Annotated in this window: 23 protein-coding genes; 16 read left to right on the forward strand and 7 right to left on the reverse strand. The window is 56.6% G+C overall.

Annotated features, from left to right (window positions below):
* Positions 1 to 33: 33 nt before the first annotated feature.
* The gene (locus tag ACM6IQ_RS06960; protein WP_414878350.1) at positions 34 to 489 is read right to left on the reverse strand and encodes a VOC family protein; all 456 of its coding nucleotides are present in this window, start codon (positions 487 to 489) and stop codon (positions 34 to 36) included.
* Positions 490 to 683: 194 nt separating this feature from the next.
* Here ACM6IQ_RS06960 and ACM6IQ_RS06965 point away from each other — a divergent pair, with 194 nt between their 5' ends.
* Positions 684 to 1,049, forward strand: a complete 366-nt coding sequence (locus ACM6IQ_RS06965) for a hypothetical protein (protein WP_414878351.1) — start codon at positions 684 to 686, stop codon at positions 1,047 to 1,049.
* Positions 1,050 to 2,061: 1,012 nt separating this feature from the next.
* Here the strand turns inward: ACM6IQ_RS06965 and ACM6IQ_RS06970 are convergent.
* Entirely contained in the window at positions 2,062 to 2,781 is a 720-nt protein-coding gene (locus ACM6IQ_RS06970; protein WP_414878352.1) for an SDR family oxidoreductase, read from the reverse strand.
* A 178-nt stretch (positions 2,782 to 2,959) separates the two neighbouring features.
* On the opposite strand from ACM6IQ_RS06970, the gene ACM6IQ_RS06975 reads away from it, so the two are divergent.
* Positions 2,960 to 3,430, forward strand: coding sequence for an anti-virulence regulator CigR family protein (locus ACM6IQ_RS06975; protein ID WP_414878353.1), 471 nt, complete (start codon positions 2,960 to 2,962; stop codon positions 3,428 to 3,430).
* Between the two features lie 134 nt (positions 3,431 to 3,564).
* On the opposite strand, the gene ACM6IQ_RS06980 is transcribed toward ACM6IQ_RS06975, so the two are convergent.
* The 3 genes from ACM6IQ_RS06980 to ACM6IQ_RS06990 form a co-directional block, all read right to left on the reverse strand.
* On the reverse strand, positions 3,565 to 3,699 hold the full coding sequence (locus ACM6IQ_RS06980; RefSeq protein WP_414878354.1) for a hypothetical protein: 135 nt from the start codon (positions 3,697 to 3,699) through the stop codon (positions 3,565 to 3,567).
* Positions 3,700 to 3,764: 65 nt separating this feature from the next.
* Positions 3,765 to 4,199 (reverse strand): GFA family protein, encoded by a 435-nt coding sequence (locus ACM6IQ_RS06985; RefSeq protein ID WP_414878355.1) that lies wholly within the window; start codon positions 4,197 to 4,199, stop codon positions 3,765 to 3,767.
* Positions 4,200 to 4,228: 29 nt separating this feature from the next.
* Positions 4,229 to 5,170, reverse strand: coding sequence for a carbon-nitrogen hydrolase family protein (locus ACM6IQ_RS06990; RefSeq protein ID WP_414878356.1), 942 nt, complete (start codon positions 5,168 to 5,170; stop codon positions 4,229 to 4,231).
* A 103-nt stretch (positions 5,171 to 5,273) separates the two neighbouring features.
* On the opposite strand from ACM6IQ_RS06990, the gene ACM6IQ_RS06995 reads away from it, so the two are divergent.
* From ACM6IQ_RS06995 to ACM6IQ_RS07005, 3 genes are all read left to right on the forward strand, one after another.
* A complete protein-coding gene (locus tag ACM6IQ_RS06995) occupies positions 5,274 to 5,963 on the forward strand; it encodes a winged helix-turn-helix transcriptional regulator (RefSeq protein WP_017338394.1) in 690 nt (229 codons plus the stop codon).
* A 44-nt stretch (positions 5,964 to 6,007) separates the two neighbouring features.
* Positions 6,008 to 6,334: a low molecular weight protein tyrosine phosphatase family protein gene (locus ACM6IQ_RS07000; RefSeq protein WP_414878357.1), complete on the forward strand. Its 327-nt coding sequence runs from the start codon at positions 6,008 to 6,010 to the stop codon at positions 6,332 to 6,334.
* Between the two features lie 296 nt (positions 6,335 to 6,630).
* Positions 6,631 to 7,734, forward strand: a complete 1,104-nt coding sequence (locus ACM6IQ_RS07005; RefSeq protein WP_414878407.1) for an alpha/beta hydrolase family protein — start codon at positions 6,631 to 6,633, stop codon at positions 7,732 to 7,734.
* On the opposite strand, the gene ACM6IQ_RS07010 is transcribed toward ACM6IQ_RS07005, so the two are convergent.
* The gene (locus ACM6IQ_RS07010; protein ID WP_414878358.1) at positions 7,709 to 8,065 is read right to left on the reverse strand and encodes a DUF6463 family protein; all 357 of its coding nucleotides are present in this window, start codon (positions 8,063 to 8,065) and stop codon (positions 7,709 to 7,711) included. The two genes, ACM6IQ_RS07005 and ACM6IQ_RS07010, sit on opposite strands and share 26 nt — an antisense overlap.
* A 203-nt stretch (positions 8,066 to 8,268) precedes the next feature.
* Here ACM6IQ_RS07010 and ACM6IQ_RS07015 point away from each other — a divergent pair, with 203 nt between their 5' ends.
* A complete protein-coding gene (locus ACM6IQ_RS07015; RefSeq protein ID WP_017338397.1) occupies positions 8,269 to 8,613 on the forward strand; it encodes a cupin domain-containing protein in 345 nt (114 codons plus the stop codon).
* An 86-nt stretch (positions 8,614 to 8,699) separates the two neighbouring features.
* Here the strand turns inward: ACM6IQ_RS07015 and ACM6IQ_RS07020 are convergent, their stop codons facing one another.
* Positions 8,700 to 9,179: a phage infection protein gene (locus ACM6IQ_RS07020; RefSeq protein WP_414878359.1), complete on the reverse strand. Its 480-nt coding sequence runs from the start codon at positions 9,177 to 9,179 to the stop codon at positions 8,700 to 8,702.
* Between the two features lie 330 nt (positions 9,180 to 9,509).
* Between ACM6IQ_RS07020 and ACM6IQ_RS07025 the strand changes: the two genes are divergently transcribed.
* The 10 genes from ACM6IQ_RS07025 to ACM6IQ_RS07070 all read left to right on the forward strand — a co-directional run bounded on the left by ACM6IQ_RS07025 (position 9,510) and on the right by ACM6IQ_RS07070 (position 21,502).
* Entirely contained in the window at positions 9,510 to 10,004 is a 495-nt protein-coding gene (locus tag ACM6IQ_RS07025) for a cupin domain-containing protein (protein WP_017338398.1), read from the forward strand.
* A gap of 118 nt (positions 10,005 to 10,122) precedes the next feature.
* Complete coding sequence (locus ACM6IQ_RS07030; protein WP_017338399.1) at positions 10,123 to 10,878, forward strand: DUF4239 domain-containing protein; 756 nt, start codon at positions 10,123 to 10,125, stop codon at positions 10,876 to 10,878.
* Between the two features lie 184 nt (positions 10,879 to 11,062).
* A complete protein-coding gene (locus ACM6IQ_RS07035; protein ID WP_017338400.1) occupies positions 11,063 to 11,365 on the forward strand; it encodes an ArsR/SmtB family transcription factor in 303 nt (100 codons plus the stop codon).
* Positions 11,366 to 11,426: 61 nt separating this feature from the next.
* Positions 11,427 to 12,401 carry a zinc-dependent alcohol dehydrogenase family protein gene (locus ACM6IQ_RS07040; protein WP_414878360.1) on the forward strand — a complete coding sequence of 325 codons (975 nt, stop codon included), beginning with the start codon at positions 11,427 to 11,429 and terminating at the stop codon, positions 12,399 to 12,401.
* A gap of 41 nt (positions 12,402 to 12,442) precedes the next feature.
* Positions 12,443 to 12,763 carry an antibiotic biosynthesis monooxygenase family protein gene (locus tag ACM6IQ_RS07045; protein WP_414878361.1) on the forward strand — a complete coding sequence of 107 codons (321 nt, stop codon included), beginning with the start codon at positions 12,443 to 12,445 and terminating at the stop codon, positions 12,761 to 12,763.
* 137 nt (positions 12,764 to 12,900) lie between these two features.
* Positions 12,901 to 13,893, forward strand: a complete 993-nt coding sequence (locus ACM6IQ_RS07050; RefSeq protein WP_414878362.1) for a TerC family protein — start codon at positions 12,901 to 12,903, stop codon at positions 13,891 to 13,893.
* 222 nt (positions 13,894 to 14,115) lie between these two features.
* Complete coding sequence (locus tag ACM6IQ_RS07055; protein WP_414878363.1) at positions 14,116 to 15,384, forward strand: OmpP1/FadL family transporter; 1,269 nt, start codon at positions 14,116 to 14,118, stop codon at positions 15,382 to 15,384.
* A 624-nt stretch (positions 15,385 to 16,008) separates the two neighbouring features.
* Positions 16,009 to 17,976, forward strand: coding sequence for an alkyl/aryl-sulfatase (locus ACM6IQ_RS07060; protein ID WP_017338405.1), 1,968 nt, complete (start codon positions 16,009 to 16,011; stop codon positions 17,974 to 17,976).
* Between the two features lie 181 nt (positions 17,977 to 18,157).
* Positions 18,158 to 18,694: a dihydrofolate reductase family protein gene (locus tag ACM6IQ_RS07065; RefSeq protein ID WP_414878364.1), complete on the forward strand. Its 537-nt coding sequence runs from the start codon at positions 18,158 to 18,160 to the stop codon at positions 18,692 to 18,694.
* A 441-nt stretch (positions 18,695 to 19,135) separates the two neighbouring features.
* Entirely contained in the window at positions 19,136 to 21,502 is a 2,367-nt protein-coding gene (locus ACM6IQ_RS07070; RefSeq protein WP_414878365.1) for a tetratricopeptide repeat protein, read from the forward strand.
* Positions 21,503 to 21,717 lie beyond the last annotated feature (215 nt).

The following is a 21,717-nucleotide window of genomic DNA, read 5'->3' on the forward strand; positions in this document are numbered from 1 at the left end:
CCGGTCTGGGCACGACAACGAGTTTGAACGTGCTCAGGCAAATGCAGCCTCGACAAATGCTTCCAGCGCCTTGGCTTCCAGGATCTCGATAGAGAAGTGACCGAAGCGCTTGGGCAACCAGATGATGCGTGTCCCGGACGGGGATTGCAGGTTCGCACGGGCCAATGGCTTTCCGTTTTCGTCTTCCGGTTGAACACCCGCCGCCATCAATTCGTCATAGGTCTTTTCGATGTCGGGTGTCGAGTAGCAATGGCGATAAATCATTCCCTCGCCCGAGGCGTCCAACAGCTCCCGTAGATTCCCCGCCAGTGGCTGTACCAACATGAAACGCTCCTGACCGATCAGCGCAATCGCGTAGCGTACATGCAAGCCACCTCTTTCCCAGACGAGCGTTTTGGAGATCCTGGCTTTCAGTATCTGTGCGTAGTAATCACAGGCTTCTTCGAGATTCTCGACCAGTACATCGATGTGGCTGAACTTCAGATCCATTGCATGCCTCCTTTCGAATTGAGGTCCATGGTAACTATCGCACCTTCAGAATTCGATGGTGTTCATGAAAAGTCGCCCGAGTGATGCGCGACCAGTGACGACGAGCGTCTGCTTTTGCCGGTGGCAGCCTGCCGAAATGACTTAGGATAATCGAAGGCTGGAATGGAACCTCTCGACTAAAGGATGCGACATTTATGGAAAACCCGTTTGCTCAGATCAACGAGCGTTTGAACAAGCGCCGTTTTACGGTAGCGGACAACGCCCAAGGGCTATCCGGTGCAGGCACTGTATTTCTTTACCATGTCGAGGAGGATGCCATTTCGGGCACTTACCAAGGCGGCCGGATTCGCATGGGGCATCAAGTCGGGCGCGTGACGGGCCCCGATACGATTGAGCTTCTTTTTCAGTGCTTGACTACGGAGGGCGAGATGCTTGCCGGCTGGTCGCGTGGCACGGTAGGTGTTGATCAAGCAGGACGTACCACTCTGAATTTCGTATGGGGGTGGTTGTCGGGCGCGACTGGCGGTGGGGAGTCGAGCTATGTCGAGCTTGTCGCGTAGCGCTTAGAAGAACTTCTTAAGCATGTCGGTCGCGCCGAAATTTTCCAATAACTGCCTTGGCCGGTGGTCGCCTCAGGGTGAACGACCGCTTTTGGCTGGGGATTCAGCTGATCGAAGGGCAGTTCCCGACCCAAGAGCTGCCTTTCGCCAAAGTCCGCTTTGGGTTGCAGCCCTTCGCGACCATGATCGGGCGTGCGGAGTACGCTCATCTCAGGAGGGAAGTCTCCCGCATACCTGATTGAAACTAATCCGTCGAAAAGCCCCTGACGAGGCCTGAGTCATCAGTGAACAAAGCCGTCGGTCACCTACGGTCACTCTTTTTGCTCAGGGGTTCAAACTTCGAGGTGCGACTCTAACGGAGGCGTACGACAATGAGCACTACCATACTGAGCGCGATGACCTTAGCGCTGCTAACCACAGCCTGCCTGACAGCGTTTGCAGACTCCAACGACGCTGCCGACAGCGCATCTGGATACATCCAGGCAGTCGGGAGAAATGGTTCACACTCGATGCATCCCAACGCGCCTTTAGCAGCCGAGCAACTCGCTGACGATGACGTATCTGCATATATCCAGGCAGTCGGGAGAAATGGTTCACACTCGATGCATCCCAACGCGCCTGTAACAACCGAGCAATTCGCTGACGATGACGTAAAGGTGCTACAGCAAACTGGAGATAAATAGCCACATGCTCCCAAGAGCAACTGAGACCACCGTATGAGTGCTCGAAGCCCGCAGCCGTCAACGGCCGTTGCTGGAGTGACAATCATCCAGCACGGCACCCACAATCCGGCCTCCGCGGGCTTCGATCACTCGCGATTCAACTTCCCTCTATCCAAAAGCCCTGTGACAACAGGGACTCGCACCTTTAATGGCGACTGGCGGCATTCGAGCCGAAAGCTCCGCGAAACAATGTCAGAAATAGGGCAAGTAATGCTGAAGTGACGCGGTAAAGGTATGCCCCGACATTCGATCCAAAGCCGTCAGTCGGGGTTATGGTGAGTCGCCCCCAATCAGAAGCGCTCGTCGAATATCGCAGGCAAGGTGAGTTCCTTGACGAAGCTTGCCGAAGACAGACTCAAGGCCATGCGTACGACGTGTACGACGTCATGGACGGGGATCAGATGGCCTTCGCCTCTCTGCTCGGCAAGCGCTCGCGGCTTGCTCAGCGGGTCCTCGGTATTCAGATAACCCAGGTTCAGGCAGGTCACCCCCAATCGCTGATCCCGATATCCCTCGCGCAGAGCATCGGCAATACCGCGCAAGGCAAACTTGGAAGCGCCGAAGGCGACTTCCGGTCGTCCACTCTGTGGCAAGCCTGAAGTCGATCCGGTCAGGATGATCCTTGGGTTGGCGCTTTTCAGCAGCACCGGAAGCAATCGTTTGATCAGCAGAATGGTCGAGGTGATGTTGCAGTTGACGATGGCCTGTAGCTGGTCGTCGTGGTCGGCCAGAAAGTCGTACACCGGATCAAAGGCAAACTCTTCCCATATGCCCAGGTTGTAGATCAGCGTATCCAACCCGTCATCGACCACTGCCTGCTCGATGACCTGCGCAGCCGTTGCGGATTCACCCAGGTTGGCTTCAACCCAGCGCACATGAACCTCGGCCTTGTGTGTCAGGTGTTCGGGGCGGGTACGGGAGACACCAATCAATGTGTCCCCTGCCTCACCCAGTCCCTCGATCAACGCTCTGCCCAAACCTTTGCTTGCGCCTACCACCATGGTTTTCATCGATTGTCTCCTTGACGTGCGTGCTGATCAGGGACGGTATGCAAGCAGACGATTCACCGATTGACAATCAATCGGCTGTTTCCAGATATTCCGAAGTTCGCTGATGATCGCTTTTCATTACGACGTCAATAGCATCTAAAGTTCAGAGAGATATCCCGCCACTCTGAAGGAACGACTCATGCACAGATTTCGGAGATTGATTGCCGCTGTTACATGTCTTGCGCTGGTCAGCGGCTCAGCGACTGCATTGGCCGATCCCGGTAATGGAAAGGGCCAGGGAAACAGCAAAGGGAATCCGCAGAACAGCCAGGCCCATGGCAACCAGGGAGGCCAGGGAAGCAAAGGCAAAAACGCCGGTGGCGGCGATTGGAATCATGGCCCAAGCATCGATCGGGGAAGCATTCTCGGGATCGTTGGCGGATACAGGGAATACTGGAGTCCCGGCCCCGCCTTGCCTCCCGGCATTCAGAAGAACCTCGCTCGAGGCAAACCTCTTCCTCCCGGCATTGCGAAAAAGCTGGATGGTCGGTTGATTGGCAGGCTGCCGCATTACGATGGATATGAATGGCAGCAAGCGGGCACCGACTTGATACTGGTCGCGTTGGCAACCGGGCTCATCTACGAAGTGCTCAACGGTGCGTTTGATTAATGCCTGAATGGCGAGTGGGGTGATTTTTCTGGGCCCACGCTGATGCCTGATTATCCGACCCTGCGGAAGAAATGCTGCAGTGGCGGGGACGTGCGACAGACCCGGTTACAGAGCCTGCCGCGCTCCTGAAGTCATCATGGGTTCTTCTGCGGATAGTTGCCGCGCAAGCCTCCGGACTTGTTGCCGGTTTTGCTGGGCAGGTTCGGCACGATCGGGCGGGATTTGGGCTGAGGATTGGAGCGGCTGCGAGGTTGAGGTTGTTTGCTCATTTTTCTACTCCTGATTATTCAGTTGCGAAGTAGTCTCCTGATGAAGTTTAGCTACCTCGCCAGCGCTATTCATCCACGCTGATGCCCGACCCTCCCAGTTCCTCGGGCACATCCTTCAGCTTCGGCAATCCATCCTTGATACGCAGCACGCTCTCTTGATAGTGCACGTGAACGCCTGGCGAGTACGCGAGATCCGGGATCACCGCGGCATACACATCGATCAGCCCCATCCCGGGGTGTTCAGTGAAAATGTGCCCGCCGCAGGTCTTGCACCACTTGCGGTAACTCTGCGGCGTCTTGTTGTAGGTGCCGATGTTGTCAGCACCGCGAGTCACTTGCACCGCATCGGGTTTCCACAGCGTGAACGCATTGACCGGCCCTGCTGACCAATGCCGGCACGACTCGCAATGGCAATAACCCATCCCGACCGGCTCGCCGCTGACGGTGAACTCGACTGCGCCGCAAAAACAACTGCCCTTGTAAGAGCGTTCAATGTTCATGGCGTGACTCCTTGATCAATGGTTTGCCTTCATTCGTCGATGTAGCGCACCGGCGTCGCCGGCGTGCGCCGCACCTGCAATTCGAAAATGTCAGGGCGCGCGTAATGCCCGGTAACGTCGAGCGCTCGCCGCGCTGGCGCCACGAGTGCGACGTCGATGTCCGCATACAAAATGCCGGCCTCGCGGTGCAATGGACCGGCGACGATCCGGCCCTGCGGATTGACCACCACCGAGTCACCGTCGTTGATCCATTCATCCGGCTCGGCAAACAGTTGCGCACGCGCCGGGAAGTCGTCGGGGATGTCGCTGCCGCGCAGCGCGGTGCCGCTGCCGAGCACCCAACAGCGGCCTTCGAGCGCAATGTGACGCATCGTGCTGATCCAGCCATCGCCCGTGTCGTACGTGGGCGCGACGTAGATTTCCACCCCTTGGGCATACAGTGAATAGCGCGCCAGTGGCATATAGTTTTCCCAGCAGATCAGCGCACCCACGCGGCCGACCGGTGTGTCCACCGTACGCAACCCGGAGGCATCACCGAAGCCATGCACCATGCGCTCGGGATTCGTTGGCATCAGCTTGCGGTGGCGGTTGAGCACTGCGCCGTCCGCGCCGATAACGACTACGCTGTTATAGAGTGTGCCGCCACCCGTTTGCCGTTCGCATTCATTGATGCCGCACACGATCGTCACGGCGTGAACCCTGGCGGCTTCGCACAATTCGTTCAGGTCACCTTTCGCGATATCGACGGCGTTGGCCAGCAGCCGCGTGTGCAACTGTCCCACTACGGCCCCGTCCTTTCCCGCCGCCAGCCGCCAGATCCACGACGGGTAACCGGGAATGAACGATTCGGGCAAAACGATCAGCGAGGCTCCAGCCGCTGCCGCCTCGGCGACCGATTGCACGGCCCGGGCGATCGTCGCGCCGCGGTCGAGCAACACGGGCGGGCGCTGAATAATGGCTACCTTGGTCATGGCGTTCTCCGTTTGCACTTGGCTTCGAAGGCTTGAGCGTGCGCGTGGCGGAGTGACGGGGCTAGTTCACAATCTGAAGCGTTTCAGTCGCGGGGGCCAGGCAATGGACGAAAGCTACGGTCAGTTCTGCACGGTCGCACGCGGTGCCGAAGCACTGTGCGAGCGCTGGACACCTTTGGTCGTGCGCGAGCTGTTGTGCGGCAGCAAGCGCTTCAACGAACTGCACCGCGGCGTACCCCGAATGTCCACCAGCCTGCTGGCACAGCGGCTGCGCCACCTGGAAGAAATCGGCGTCGTACACCGCTCGGCCACCGGCAAAGTCTGGGAGTACAGCCTGACCGAAGCGGGCGAGGAACTGCGCCCCATCATCATGGCACTGGGTCATTGGGGCGCACGCTGGATCGGCAGTCGCCTGCACGATGACCAACTCGACGCGGGCCTGCTGATGTGGGACGTGCGCCGGTTCGTGCGAATCGAAACATTCCCACCTCGACCGGTGGTCATCCACTTCAAATTCCGCGACGCCCGGCCCGGCGAGCAAGCGTGGTGGCTGGTGGTCGAGGAGGGTGTGGCCGACCTGTGCCGCGACGACCCCGGCCGTGAACTGACGCTGGTCGTGGATTCCAGCGTGCGCGCATTGACCGAAGTGTGGTCGGGCGATCGCACACCGCGGGAAGTGCTTCAGTCGCGAGAGTTGCGAGTGGATGGCGCGGTGAAGGATGCGGAATGTCTGTGGCGTTGGCTGGGCACGAGTGCGTTTGCGGGGACGCGAAGCGCGGCAGTCAATCGGTGATCTTGGCTGAGCCCGGGTCACGTTAACTGTTTGGAGTTAATCCGATGTTGAACGTGCTTTTCATCTGCAGCCAGAACCGCCTGCGAAGCCCCACGGCCGAACGATATTTCGCTGACTGGCCGGGCGTGAAGACTGCGTCGGCAGGTATCAGTAACGATGCGTATGTTCCAGTCAGCCTGGAGCTGCTGCAGTGGGCTGATCTGGTATGTGTCATGGAGCCGATTCATCGCAACAAACTGGTGGCTCGATTTGGTGCGGAGCTGGTGGACAAGCGTGTCGTTTGTTTGGACATACCGGATGTTTATCAGTACATGGAGCCTGGGCTGGTCAAGGTGTTGGAGGTGAGAGTCAGGCGGTATTTGCCTTCCTGAGGTGATGCCTCCTGCTGGGCCGGTTCACGTTTGAATAGACTCTTTTTTTGCGTCTCGCGAGAAGCAGCACTAGTGGTCCCAAGGCCGTTAGTCCCTTTGCAGAAGACGGCAATCGGCTGTGGATTCAACCGGTCGATGCAGCAGGTTGGTTAAATCGTTCAGCGGGCGGTTCGAATGTGGGCTTTAATGTCGTGCCCATAGGCAGCCTCGTTAGCTTCGACTCCGTACGAAGATGGAATGCGCCGACCGGCGGGTTCAGTTGGCCATGCACATGTCTAATCAAGGAAGAATCGACATTGAAAATACCTTTCTGCGCCCTGTTTTTGGCCTGTCTGACGACTATCGCACTCGCTGACGAAAACCCAATCGGCTTCCAGTCTTCCACACTACCGGACCCGCAAAATGACCGCTCACTGGAGATGGTCGTCTGGTACCCCAGTGCAACGACCGCCGCCACGCAATTGATCGGCGATGATGTGGTGTTTGTCGGGGCTTCTGCCGTTCGTGACGCGCCGCCCGCTGCCGGCAAGCATCCCTTGGTCGTGCTCTCCCACGGGTACAGGGGAAACTGGAGCAACCAGATCTGGCTTGCCAGTGCTCTGGCTCACAGGGGTTACATCGTCGCTGCGATCAATCACCCTGGCACCACCACTCATGACCGTAGCCCTCAAGCAGCGGCGCAGTTATGGCAGCGGCCCATTGATGTGCGCCGCGCCATTGATAGCGTCACGACTCAACCTGAAAAATTCGGCGTGGTCGCCAATGGCCAAATTGCAGTAGCGGGCCATTCACTCGGCGGCATGACCGCCCTGGAGATTGCCGGTGCTCGTTTCGACCCGGACCGCTTCGCTCAGGAGTGCAAAGCACACCCGCAGTTAGCCAGTTGCTCCGTCTATGGAAAGATAAACCCTGCAAGCACCGCAGAATCGAAGGCCGCGTTGGCCGCCGATTTGCGTGATAAACGCGTCACGGCCGTGGTGACATTGGACCTGGGCCTTTCACGGGGCCTGACCGATGAAAGCCTGGCCGCGCTGCCGGTACCCGCGCTGGTGATCGCTGCCGGCGTGCCGTCGCACGATCTACCCGCTGAGCTGGAGTCTGCCAACCTGGCCAAACGCCTGCCTCCAGCGTCAAGCCGTTACGTCGAAATCAGCGACGCGAGCCATTTCAGTTTCTTGTCGATGTGCAAGCCTGGCGCGCAGGCAATGCTCGAAGAAGAAGTACCGGGCGATGGCATCATTTGCCTGGATGGCGACAACGGTCGTGCGCGTGAAGTGATTCAACAGCAGGTTACATCGCTGATAGCGGAGTTTCTTCAGTCGTCTGTCTGGGCGCTGAGCGAGCGAAGTGAACAACTCGAACCGTCAGTCAGCCTTACAAGCCATACCCGGCCGCAATGATCAGCGGAGAAATCAGCAGCGTTGCCCAGAACCCCGATTTTGGAACCGCAACGACGCATATGATCGAGATCAAAAGTACATAGATGCCAACCATTTTCAGCAGCGCGAGATCGCCCACGGCCACGGCGTGAACCGCTGCCTGCCCTGCGAGCATGAAAAGCGGCCCCAGCATGGTAAACCAGAGCGCAGCACGCCGATCTTCGTGTGCTCTGAACTGGTCAACGAAGCCGCCACCTACAGCGGCGGCGAATGCTGTCTTGAACTTGATGATACCGAATGGGATGTGTAAGACGCCCAGGGCGAACAGGGTCCATGCGACGATGTTTGACATATCTTCCATGCTCCGTGGCGGTCAGTATTTCATCGGGTGTGTTGTACCTCAAAGACAGGTGTGGCCGCTCGCTATTTACTTCACGTGACTGACCGGCATTAGCCACATGAGTCCGTATTTGACCCTTTGTCGCCTCCCAACCGATCACGTCTTCAAGGGTGTTTACTTCTAGTCAGACCCTTGTCTTTACAGAGAAGAGCGCGATGAGCATTGAACAGGTGGCCCCTGAAACGAAAGGGGTGGCGGTGAAGTTACTGGCAACGGTCGACCTCGGCCCCGAGATCGAGGGCATGGCAGGGCGCCAACTTCGAATGCGTTTGGTGACCATCGATCCTGGAGGCGTCTTCGGGCCGATTCACAACCATAAGGACAGACCAGGCACCGTCTACATACTGCAAGGAACGATCACTGATCACCGCGACGGAGTCGCCACCGACTATGGGCCGGGAGTGGGCTGGCCCGAAGACAGGAACACCACGCACTGGCTGGAGAACAGAGGCACCATTGCGGCGGTGGAAATCTCGGTTGATATCGTCAGGCAAGGGTGAGTTCGCTGACTGCATCGAGACAATGAACACGAAAAAGCCCGGCTGATCAGGCCGGGCTTTTTGGGCATTGCGGTGACGCGATTTGTTTATGCTGCGCGGCTTTCGATCAGACGATCCGAGCCACCTTCAGCAACGCGGTTCTCAATCAGACGATCCGAGCCACCTTCGGCCACACGATTCTCGATCAAGCGATCCGAGCCACCTTCGGCAACGCGGTTTTCGATCAGACGATCCGAGCCACCTTCAGCGACGCGTTTTTCGATCAGACGATCCGAGCCACCTTCGGCAACGCGGTTTTCGATCAGACGATCCGAGCCACCTTCAGCGACGCGTTTTTCGATCAGACGGTCCGAACCACCTTCAGCGACGCGGTTCTCGATTAAACGATCCGAGCCACCTTCGGCCACACGATTCTCGATCAAACGATCCGAACCACCTTCAGCCACACGACTTTCAATCAGACGATCCGAGCCGCCTTCAGCGACAACCGGGTGAGTCGAGGTCGCGGCAAAAGCGTTAACTGCAAAAACCGAGAAAGCGATTCTGAGGATGGTTTGGCGTTTCATGATCGTGTGCTCCGGGGTGTTGTTGGTTGGTATGGAGCCAATGTTACGCCGCGGATTTTTTATGAGAACTTCATTGACGTGATGGTGACCATCGACGGCATTGATAGAGCGAACGGCCTGCCTCTGGTGAACGTGATGATGGAGTGCAGCGCTGGCAAGCGGAACGAGCCAGCACATTGATTACATTGCGTATCAACTGTAATGCGCGGCAACGTCTTTCTCAGCGCTGCCAGTGACAAATACAGTGACTCGCCACGATTTGCTCACCGGATGTACTAGCGGAGCAGGTGACGATCTCAATGTGTTTACTGCGTAATTAAGGTGTCTTTCATGATTCAGAACATGATGAAAACTGCTGGTCTGGCTGCACTTCTTGTCGCCAGCGCAGCAATGCCATTCGCCCAGGCACAATCATTGCCACTCGATAAAGTCGGTGCTTTGCATAATGAAGACGTGGAGTGGCGCAGCTTTCCAGCGTTCCCGAAAGAAGTGAAACTGGCTGTGTTGGCCGGCGACCCGAGCAAGCCAGCGCCCTATGTGGTGAGAGTCAAAGTGCCCAGTGGCACCAAATTAATGCCCCATACCCATCCTGAAGATCGTATCTACACGGTGATGTCCGGTGTGTTCTACATTGGCTTCGGTACAGTTTTCGATCCGGCAAAACTGGTGGCTTACGGTCCGGGTAGCGTAGTGATACTGCCGGCCAATACGCCACATTTTCACTGGGCTAAATCAGGAGAGTACATCTCACAGGTTTACGGAACGGGTCCGCTGGGCCTCGAATATATTGATAGCCATGATGATCCCCGGAATGCGGCGAAGTAACTTCGTTTGAACTGAGCAACCCATGCCATTCGATGGCAGATAGGCTAGGATTCGATGCATCAAGCTATCAATCGCTCGACGCCAGACTCTTGCAAATCGCTGACTTCGAAGGCAACACATGGATTCTATCTGGGTAGCGGTAGCCATTTTCACCTGTTTGCTGGCAGCATCGTTGCTGATGATGCAACTGTATCCAAAGCTGGCGGCGCGCCACAAAGACGAAGACACGAATGCCGTGGTTCGTCTGGTGGCGAACATATTCGTGGTAATGACTTCGTTGGTATTCGGCCTGATGATTAATTCGGCCAAAAACACATTCGAAGCCATCGACTCCAATGTGCATGCTTATGCAACAAGTCTGATTATTCTCGATCGATCATTCCGAGCCTATGGCACCGCCGCAGAAAAGGCCCGGGGGCATCTGATGGTTTATGTCGAAGAGGCCATTGCCAATCCTTATCGGGGTGACCAGGCGCTACAGCACCAAAAAAGTCTCGCGGTCCAATATCTGGACGCTATCGGTGGGGCATTGACCGCCATCAAACCAGTGGACCGCTTTCACGAGACCATGATGGTGGATATACGTCAGCAGTATCACTCTCTGATCGAACAGCGCTGGAAGATCGTTGAACAATCAGAGGGTGCCATCCCAGGCCCGCTGATCGGCATGCTGGTGGCATGGATGACACTTATCTACGCCAGTTTGGGGTACCGGGCGCCGCGAAACCCGATGGTCGTGGGCATGTTCACCGTATCGGCGCTACTCATAGCCGCCTCTGTTTATCTTGTACTGGACATGAATGTTCCGTTCCACGGCCCGATACAAATCTCAGATGCCCCGTTGCGCAGAGCGCTTGCAGAGATGCAGTTGTAGAGGCTTGTGTTTAGCAAAACACGGTTTTGAACAGGCTCGAATGCCTGTGTCTCCTGTATGAAAAATCAATCCACAGCCATAAACAGTCACTCGGTCTAGCGTGAGAAACCGTTGGCAATGCGAAACTCGAGATTGTTTTAAACTCTCGCATTGACATATCGATAAATCTCGATATCCTCGGCTCATGGAATTGATCGAAATATTCAAAGCCCTCTCAAACCCGACGCGTCTTGAAATCCTGAAAGGTTTGAAGGATCCCGCAAAGAACTTCCCTCCGCAGGACGAAGGTGACGTTCTCACGGTCGGCGTTTGCGTCAGCAGTATTCAAGAAGGGATCGGACTGTCGCAGTCAACGGTGTCCGGTTATCTGGCCACGTTGCAACGGGTGGGCCTGGTCGAAGTCAGGCGCATCGGTCAGTGGACCTACTACAAACGCAATGAAGCAACCATCAGCGCGCTTGCCGAGATCATCGGGAAAGATTTGTAATTTTTTACCGCAAGATATCGAGATATCTCGATATTCCATTTTGTCGATGCGAGGATTTACTATGAAAGCGATGATACTTAAATCATTCGGCGGTCCTGAATCGTTCGAACTCTGCGACGTGCCCAAGCCCGTGCCGCAAACAGGGCAGGTCCTGGTCCGGGTGCACGCAACCTCCATCAATCCATTGGATTACCAGGTTCGACGTGGCGATTATCCCGACCTGGTGCCACTGCCGGCCATTACCGGGCACGACGTCTCTGGTGTTATCGAAGCAGTTGGGCCAGGTGTGACGACCTTCGCTCCAGGAGACGAAGTCTGGTACACCCCGCAAATATTTGAAGGGCAAGGCAGTTATGCCGAGTACCACATCGCGGCCGAAAATATTGTCGGGAAAAAGCCTCCCTCGTTGAGCCATCTTGAGGCGGCAAGCCTGACCCTGGTTGGCGGAACGGCGTGGGAAGCACTGGTCGTGCGTGCGGCGCTCAGGGTAGGGGAAAGCATTCTTGTCCACGGCGGCGCGGGAGGTGTCGGTCATGTCGCGATCCAGCTGGCGAAAGCCATTGGCGCAAGGGTGTTCACGACCGTGCGTGAAGCAAACGTTGAGTTCGCACGCAGCATGGGGGCCGATGTGATCATCGACTATGAAAAAGAAGATTATGTTGATGCCGTCATTCGGGAAACGGGTGGCCGCGGCGTTGATGTTGTGTTCGACACCATCGGCGGCAACACATTGTCACGCAGCCCCGACGTGCTCGCACAACTGGGTCGCGTCGTCACGATCGTAGACATTGCGCAGCCACAAAACGTCGTTCAAGCCTGGGGCAAAAACGCGAGTTATCACTTCGTTTTCACCCGGCAAAACCGCGGCAAGCTCGATGAGTTGAGCGCATTGATAGCGCGCGGTCAGCTACGGCCACACGTTGGCGCCGTCTATTCGCTTGCCGACATTCCCCTCGCACATGCCCGGCTGGAAAGTCTTAACAACGGTATTCAAGGAAAAATCGCGATTGCTGTCGAGCCATCGCTCATCTCGTAAGTGCGCACTTTCAATCGTTCACGTCCATTCAGAGGTACGCCATGATTTATGAAATCGCTCTGCTCCCCGTTCACAAAGAACGGATTGAACCGTTCCGACGTGCATTCGCCGAGGTCGCTCCTTTGCTCAGCCGCGCCGAAGGTTACGGCGGCCACTTGCTTGCGCAAGGGATCGAAAGCCCCGAGATGTTCAACCTGATAGTGAGGTGGCGATCACTCGAAGATCACACGCCGGGCTTCGAAGCGAGTGAAGACCATCGGCTGTTCATGATGGGCATAGAGGAATATTTTTCGGGAGAACCGAAGGTCTTCCATATTGAGGGCGAAAACTTTAGGACTGACGGGCCTCGCACATTGAAATAACTTGCAACCCTTGCGTGATTGAGAAATTCCACGCGTCTCTCTAGATTTTTTCCCACAACGCCGGGCCCCTCTGACAGCGAATAGCTGCCATGTCGGAGTTGCAGTTTGTACAACTTCGACACTTGGAGGAGGGGCTCATGACTGCCCTGGAACCGTTCTTTCTTGCCGAGTTTCTCGGCACCGCCACTTGGTTGTGGCTCGCTTTTATCAGCATCGTTAGCGGCCTGTTGATCTTCGACCTCGGGGTGCTACACCGCGGGCATCGAGAAATCGGCGTTCGTGAAAGCCTGCTGCTGTCTGCTGGCTATATCACCGCTGGCTTGCTGTTCGGCCTCTGGGTCTGGCAGGTCAAGGGCGGTGACGCCGGGATGGATTTCTACACCGGCTTTCTGATCGAGAAATCGCTGTCGATGGACAACGTATTCCTGATGGCGATGATCTTCAGCTTTCTCTCCATTCCGCGTAAGTATCAGCACGAGGTGCTGTTCTGGGGCATTCTCGGTGTGATAGTGCTGCGCGCTGTCATGATTGGCCTGGGGGCGGCGCTGATCGCCGAGTTCAGTTGGATTCTCTATGTGTTCGGCATCTTCCTGCTGTTGACCGGGGTAAAGATGCTGTTCAGCAAGATCGATGCCCAGCCCAACCTTAGCGATAACCTGCTGGTGAAGTTCCTGCGCAAACACATGCGGGTGACCGATCGCTTGCATGAAGGGCGCTTCTTCGTCCGCCAGGCGGATGCCAGTGGCAAGTCCGTGGTCTGGGCGACGCCGTTGTTCCTGGCCCTGGTGCTGATCGAGTGTGCCGATTTGGTCTTCGCTGTGGACAGCGTGCCGGCGATCTTTGCCATCACCCAGGACCCCTTCATCGTCTACACCTCCAACATCTTCGCCATCCTTGGCCTGCGTGCGTTGTATTTCGCCCTGGCGGCGATGATTCACCGCTTCGCCTATCTCAAGTACGCCCTGGCGCTGGTGCTGGTGTTTATCGGCGGCAAGATCTTCATGGTCGGCATCATCGGCAAGATTCCGGCGGTCATTTCCCTGAGCGTGACCCTGGCTTTGCTGCTGGGCGGCGTGCTGCTATCGCTTTGGAAAACCCGCGACCAGGCCTCTGCCGGCCCGCAGGTTTAGATCCGGACAGATGGCGGCTGCCACACGAAAACGGCAAACCCGGCGCGAGGGCCGGGTTTGGATAATCCGTGCCAGTCATGCGTGCGGCGAATATCGGCATTTCGACGACTATCAGCGTGGCGCTTCAACTTAAGAGGGGGCATGGGGGTAACTATTGATAAGTCCATCGACAGGTAGACATTAGCTACGCTCTATCAAGAATAGATACTTGCCGAGGTACTAATGCACGCCAGAACAACCACCTTGCCCGCCCTTACGCTCCTTGCGTTTTGCTGTCAGCAAGTGTGGGCTGGCGGCATCATGCTCTACGAAGTCGGCACCGATAACGCCGGCCTCGCCAACGCCGGTGCCGCCGCCCGCGCCCAAGGCCCTTCGACAATATCCAGTAATCCGGCGGGCATGAGCTACCTGCCAGGCACGCAGATCACCGGCGGTTTGCAAGTGCTTTACGGCGACCTGACCTTCGATCGAGATTCCGACACCAATGTCCCTGGCAGCAGAAGTGGCAATGCCCTTGATCCGATTCCCGGCGGCAGCTTCTTCATCTCGCATGAGCTTGACGATCACTGGAGTGTCGGTTTCGGCCAGTACGGCGATTTCGGTCTGGCGGTCAATTACGACAACGACTGGTCCGGGCGTTACTTCGCGCAAAACTCCAGCCTGCTCGGCTTGTCCCTGGTGCCCAGCGTGGCGTATCGCTTCAACGAGCAATGGTCGGTGGGCGTGGGCATCAAGGCCATGTACGGCATGTTGCAGGCGCAAACGGCTATCGACCGGTCCCCCTTCGGTTTCACCGACCGCACGGACGGTCAGTACAAATACAAGGATGGCACCTGGGGCTATGGCGCCAACGTCGGGGTGATCTACGCCCCGCAAGCCGGCACGCGCATAGGCCTGACCTATACCAGCAAAGTCGACTTGAACTTCGAAGACCGGCTGGATGTGCAAGGCGACGGCCGTCTGCTGGAGCGCGTCAACAACACCAATATCAAACTCGACACGACAGTGCCGCAGACCCTGACCCTGAGCCTTTTCCAACAACTGGACCAGCAATGGGCGTTGCTGGCCTCAGCCAACTGGCAGGACTGGTCGGAATTCGGCGATATCGGAGTGCAGGTCGATACCACCGCGCTCGGCACGCAATCGAAAACGGTCGATGCCGGTTTCAAGGACACCTGGCACTTGTCACTGGGCGCGCAGTACCAAGCCGCCGAGCAGTGGCTGTGGAATGTGGGTGTGGCCTACGACAGTAGCGCAGTCTCGGACAGCAAACGCAGCGTAATCGTGCCCATGGGCGAATCCTGGCGGATTGCCGCGGGAGCCACCTATGCCCTGAACAGGGACACCGATGTCAATCTCAGCTGGGTCATGGTCTGGCTGGGCGACATGCCGGTGGACCAGACCAAATCCGTGTCAGGCACTCGAACTTCCGGTCAGTTCGACAATGCCTGGATTCAAGCGCTGACCGGCAACATGACCTGGCGATTCTGATACTCAGTAAACGAAAGAACGTCCATTTCATCCAAAGAGTAAAACCACTATGGATCTGTCCGGAAATCTGGAAATCAGGTTCCAATCGTCGTTCAAACTGAATGGGATTACCGGCTGGAGATTAGTGACGCTGCGTATTCCGCCACCTGCAAGCCCCATCTTTTGATCCCAGTCCGCGACCTACTGGCCTTCTAAACACCACCAACAAATTCAGGTAGGTATAGCTGGATTATTTGGCGTTGGCCGCAGTTGAAAAATGGAAAGACAATTTCTCGCCCCCCGCAACCTTTACCACCTATCGATGAGCGACTGACTGGCCGAACAGTCATCCGGTCGGCTAGAAACCCAGGCGTTCCCCCATCCTCACAAAACAAATTCACAATCACTGACTGGTTGATTTATCTCAACTCTGTCCGCCCGGGCTTCGTAATACTTCAGCAGTGCTGAGCACGAAAATAATAGAGGCAGGCTTGATTACGGTGTGAGGGTAAGCACAGTCAGAATGACGCCACTGCACCGTGCTGTCGCCATTTCAGGGTCTGCGCTGTTCGTTGATTTGTACGAAATGATGCCCGACGTCAGAAGCAGTTTCGGGAATGTGTTTGCAAACACGAGGAGAAAAACATGCTAGCTCCGCTTCCCAAACAAATAGCGCTCGCACTTTTATCGACCTGCGTTGCCATCGGCGCGGCGCATGCCGCTCCCAATGAGGCCTCCGAGGTCACTCGAAAAGCCAACGACGCCTTGCTCAGCTACTTACCCTTTGCCAATAAACAAGACTTCGAAGACGCGAACCACGGCTTCATTGCCGATTTACCCAGCCCTGTGATCAAGGGCGATGCGGGCAACACCGTGATCGATCTGTCCCAGTACGATTTCCTCAAGACAGAAGGCCCGACACCCACCACCGTCAACCCGAGTTTATGGCGGCAATCGCAGTTGCTGGCGATTCGAGGTTTGTTCAAAGTGGTGGATGGCATCTATCAGGTGCGCAATATCGACCTGGCCAACATCACCTTCGTGCGAGGCAAAACCGGTTGGATCGTAATCGACCCACTGACCTCGGCGGAAACAGCCAGAGCGGCACTGGCGCTGGTCAATGACAAGGTTGAAACACTTCCGGTGTCTGCGGTGATCTTCACCCATTCACATGTCGACCACTTCGCTGGCGTGCGTGCCATTGTCACTGAAGCCGATGCGAAATCCGGCAAAGTCCCAGTGATCGCCCCTGAAGGTTTCATGGAGGAAGCGGTCAGTGAAAACGTGTTTGCCGGCACTGCGATGAGCCGTCGCGCTTCTTACATGTATGGCAACCTGTTGCCAAAAGGCTCCAAAGGGACCGTCAGTGGCGGCTTGGGCATAACCACGGCAGCCGGCACCATCACGCTGCTCGAACCGAACAAACTGATCGAGAAAACCGGAGAAACACTCAGCGTCGATGGCATCGAGGTGGTGTTCCAAATGGCACCCGGCACCGAAGCTCCGGCGGAAATGCTGTTCTATTTCCCGCAATTCAAAGCCATTGACCTGGCAGAGGATGCCAACCACACCTTGCACAACATACTTACCCTGCGTGGTGCAAAAGTTCGCAGCGCGCAGAAGTGGGCCAGCGCTCTGGGGCAAACCCTTGATCTGTGGGGGGCGGATGCCGTGGTGTCGTTCGGTAGCCACCATTGGCCGCAGTGGGGTAATGATCGCGTTGTGCAGCATCTCGAGAAACAGCGCGACCTCTACAAGTACATTAACGATCAGACGCTGCGCATGGCCAATCAGGGCATGACCATGAACGAGATCGCCGAGGCGTTCGTCCTGCCTGATAGCCTGGCCAAAGAGTTTTATAACCGGGGTTACTACGGCAATCTCAAACACAACGTGCGCGCGACCTATCAGCTGTATTTAGGCTTCTGGGACGGTAACCCCGCGAACTTCGACCCGCTGCCGCCAGCAGAGGAAGCGAAAAAGTATGTCGAGATGATCGGCGCCGACAAAATGATTGATACAGCCACAGCGGCCTATGCCAAAGGCGAGTATCGCTGGGCAGCAACCGTGGCCAACAAGGTGGTTTTTGCGGACCCGAAAAACCAGGCGGCACGTGCCATCGAGGCCGATGCTCTGGAACAGATGGGTTACCAGGCCGAGTCCGGCCCGGCGCGAAACTTTTACCTGTCCGGTGCGCAGGAACTGCGTGGTGGCGTGAAAAAAATGGTCACGCCCAATACCAGTTCACCTGACATCATTCGCGGCATGACCACTGAAATGTTTCTCGACTTCCTGGCCATTCACTTGAACGGCCCTAGAGTCGGAGACAAGTCATACCTCTTCAACCTCAACTTCCCCGACATTAACGCCAAGTACGTGTTGACCGTAAAAAACGGCGTCATGAACTACAGCAAAGACAAGCAATTGGATCAGGCCGATGGCACTGTCACTCTAAACCGAACCACCCTCGACGACATTGCCCTGGGCAAACTGAAATTGGGCAATCTCTCTGAAAGCGGCGAAGTGACCATCGACGGCGACAAGGCCAAATTCAAGGAAATGCTGACCCACTTCGACCAGTTTGACTTCTGGTTCACCATTTCCGAGCCTTAGCCCAGACGAGCCTGCACCTGTAAAGAACGCCCCACAGTTGGGGCGTTCACGTATCGGAGGTTGGTAGAGAAGGGGCATCTATCGGCCAAAGTTGGGAAAACCCGCCAGGAAATTTAGCTATATATTGGTTTCGCTGTCCTCGATGCGGTCAGCCATGCGTCGTCTAAACAAGGAGACTCCGATGACCACTGCACATGTTTTCATCGCCACCAGTCTGGATGGCTTCATCGCCCGACCCGACGGTGACATTGACTGGCTTTTGCAGCGCGATGATCAGAGCGAGGATCACGGCTACCTGGCCTTCATCGCCGACAAGGATGTGATCGTGATGGGGCGGGGGAGCTATGAGAAAGTGCTGACCTTCGACACCTGGTTCTACGACCGGCCAGTGGTGGTGTTGTCTCAACAGTTGGCCGGCTCGCAAGTGCCTGAGGCGCTAGAGGGCAAGGTGCGTTTTTCCAACCTCACGCCTTCAGACCTGTTGGCGGAAATGGCGAGCCAAGGTGTGCGTCGAGTCTATGTCGATGGCGGGCAGTTAGTGCAATCATTCCTGCGTGACGGGTTAGTCGCCGATATGGTGATCACCACCGTTCCCGTGCTGATCGGGTCGGGAAGACCTTTGTTCGGGGCCCTTACGCAGGACATTGCTTTGAAGCTGGTCACCAGCCGGTGCTTTCCTTCGGGGCTCGTGCAGTCTACCTATCAGTTGGTGCGTTGATCTTCTGAAGGGGAGGCCGGATCAAAGGCGAGGGTGAGATGGCATCTCGTCTACGGTGCTGTCGTGAAAATCACCGCTTCTGGCCGATTACTACCCGTCGCGATAGGGAGCAAACGATCCAAAGCGGCCCCTTACGGAGGGCAGAAATCGGCCAATAGCTGACGTTGGGATCAAATCCGCTTCCGGCAAACTCGAACATTCACAGATCCCTCGCTTGAACCTAAGCAGATCTATAGCTAGACGGAACTAGAAAAATTTGTGGGTCCGATCCAAAGCCTAAAAATTCATCGTGGAAAGGAGCGACGCCGAATACTGCGTCGTGATCAATAGGATTGATCCGGCTATTACATAGATTATTGACAGTCGCCGGTCATCCGGTAAAGCTGGATCAAGCTTGAACGCGCGCCTGACGGCAAACGCATCCGGACGATGGAAGTCGTAATGCCGAAAGATAAAAATAAAGCAGTTTGCGCAAGCCCTGATTCGCAACCGACGCCGATTAAGCGCTTTCTGTTCCCCGTCACTATTGGCGCGCTGCTCATGGCAGTTGTGGGCATCGGCTGGTTCCTGTTGAGCAGCAAACCTGCTCCCCTTGCGTATGCGCCGGTCGGCACGCAGGTCGTCCAACCGGCCAAGCCACAACCGGTTGCCATAGTGCAGGAAATAGCGCCGGCAAAAATGGTCAATGAGCAGAAATGTCAGGGTTGCCACAGCGCCCAAGTCAAGGACTGGCAACGTTCCCATCACCAATTGGCGATGCAGGTAGCCAACGCTGAAACCATGCTTGGCAACTTCAATAACGTCACCTTTAAGGCGGAAAAAGAAACCACTCATTTCTCGCGCAAGGATGGCGGATTCTGGGTCAACACCCCCGGCATCGATGGCAAGAACGCGAACTTCAAGATCGCTTACACCTTTGGAATCGCTCCGCTACAGCAATACCTGATCGAGGTTGGCGACGGTCGCTTGCAAGCCCTGGGCGTGGCTTGGGATACCGAAAAAAAACGCTGGTTTCACCTCTATCCAGGCCAGGGCGTGACCTTCAAGGACCCGATGCACTGGAGCAAACCGAGCCAGAACGCAAATTTCATGTGCGTCGAATGCCACACCACTGGTTACAAGCGCAATTTCGATGCCGAAAAAAATACCTTTGACAGTCACTGGAACAGCCTTGGTGTCGGCTGCCAGGCGTGCCATGGCCCGGCCTCCAATCACCTCGAATGGACGGAGAAAAAAGGTGACTTGCTCCACGACGGGTTTGCCGTCGACCTCAAGGACAAAAATGCCACCGTCGAAATCGAAACCTGCGCACGCTGCCACTCCCGACGTGCGCCGCTGGGCGATGGTTTCACCGTCGGCAATCGCCTGATGGATGACTACCTACCGAGTCCCCTGACCCGCGAGCTGTATGCCCTAGACGGCAAGATAAAGGGTGAAGTATTCGAACATGGCTCCTTCGCCCAGAGCAAAATGTCCGACAAGGGGGTGCGTTGCAGCAATTGCCACAACCCCCATAGCAACGAACTTAAGGCGCCGGGTAACGGCATATGCCTGCAATGCCACAATACTGTCGGCAGGACCTCGGTGGAAGGTGTTGATGGCAAGGGTCTGCAAGCGAAGAATTACGACTCCATCGAACACACCCGCCACACCATGGGCCAACCCGGCTCGCAGTGCGTGGATTGTCACATGCCCGGCAAGTTCTACATGGGCAACGACTTCCGGCATGATCATAGCTTCAGCATTCCCAACCCCGAGCGGGCGGAAAAACTCGGCACGCCGGATGCGTGCCTGACTTGCCACCAGGGCAAGGCCGGCGACAAGCTCACCGAACAGTTCAAGCTTTGGACTGGCGTGGGCGCGACGCAAGCGCCACGTTACGACGAGAGCCTGTGGCTGATCCGCGATGGTTTACCCGGCGCCGCGCAAGCCTTGTATGAACAGCTGCAACGAAGCAACCTGCCGTCGATTCAACGGGCAACCTTGCTTGCGGAACTGGCGTTTTATCCCAGCGAACAGGCGCTCAAACTGGCCACCAAGGACTTGAGCAACCCGGCACCGCAAGTACGCGAAAGCGCCGTTCGGGCGATCAGCGCACTCCTGCCTCCCCCGGACCGCGCGCAACTGTTGACGCCGTTGCTGAGCGACCCGGTGAAGGCTGTGCGCATTGCGGCGGCGCGGGACTTGCTTGGCGTGGCGCGTAACGGTCTGGGCAATGGTCAGAACGCGTGGAATGCCGCCATTGGCGAGTATGAAGCGGTCCAGAAGAGCTTGGCCGAACGCGCCGAAGCCAACCTCAACCTGGCAATGCTGTATCAGGCCAGCGGTCGCAGCGGCGAAGTCGAAGCGCTGCTGCGCACAGCCCTTCAGCGTGACCCGGATTTCTATCCGGCACTGGTGACGCTGGTGCAATGGCTGGAGGCCAATGGGCGCAGCCACGAGGCTCAAGCGTTACTCACGCAAAGCCTGAAAGAACACCCAGAGTCCGCCCTGCTGCGACATATCCAGGGCTTGTCGCTAGTACGTGCGGGTAAAACGGATCAAGCCATGCCGGCTCTGCGCAAAGCCGCGCAACTGGAACCCGATAACGCCCAATACGGCTACGTCCTCGCAGTGGCGCTGCATGACAGCGGCAAGGTTGAGGCGGCGTGCGAGGAATTGGAAAGGCTATTGAAAGTGCAGCCCGCCAACCGCATTGCGCGGGTGGCGTTGATCCAGTACTACCTCGAAGGCGGGCAGGAACCGAAGGCGCAGGTGCTATTGCAGGGCTGGAAGAAGATGAATAAGGATGACCCATCGTTGAAATGATCCGTAGCGTCTGAAGTAGCTACCGAAAAGGGAGAAGATGCGCTCGGCAAATCGATGCGCGCCGGTATGTTGTTTTATCGGCTGAATTACATGAGCGCTGGGGCATCGCCTTACGCTGGCGTTCCGCACTTTGCCCATCCGCATCCGCTCCATGGCGGAACATGACTATCTGGAATCAAGCCCGGACGTACTTCGCAATACTCGCACTACAGATG

The sequence above is a fragment of the Pseudomonas sp. IT-P100 genome, from assembly GCF_949767185.1.
Taxonomy (GTDB): domain Bacteria; phylum Pseudomonadota; class Gammaproteobacteria; order Pseudomonadales; family Pseudomonadaceae; genus Aquipseudomonas; species Aquipseudomonas fluorescens_B.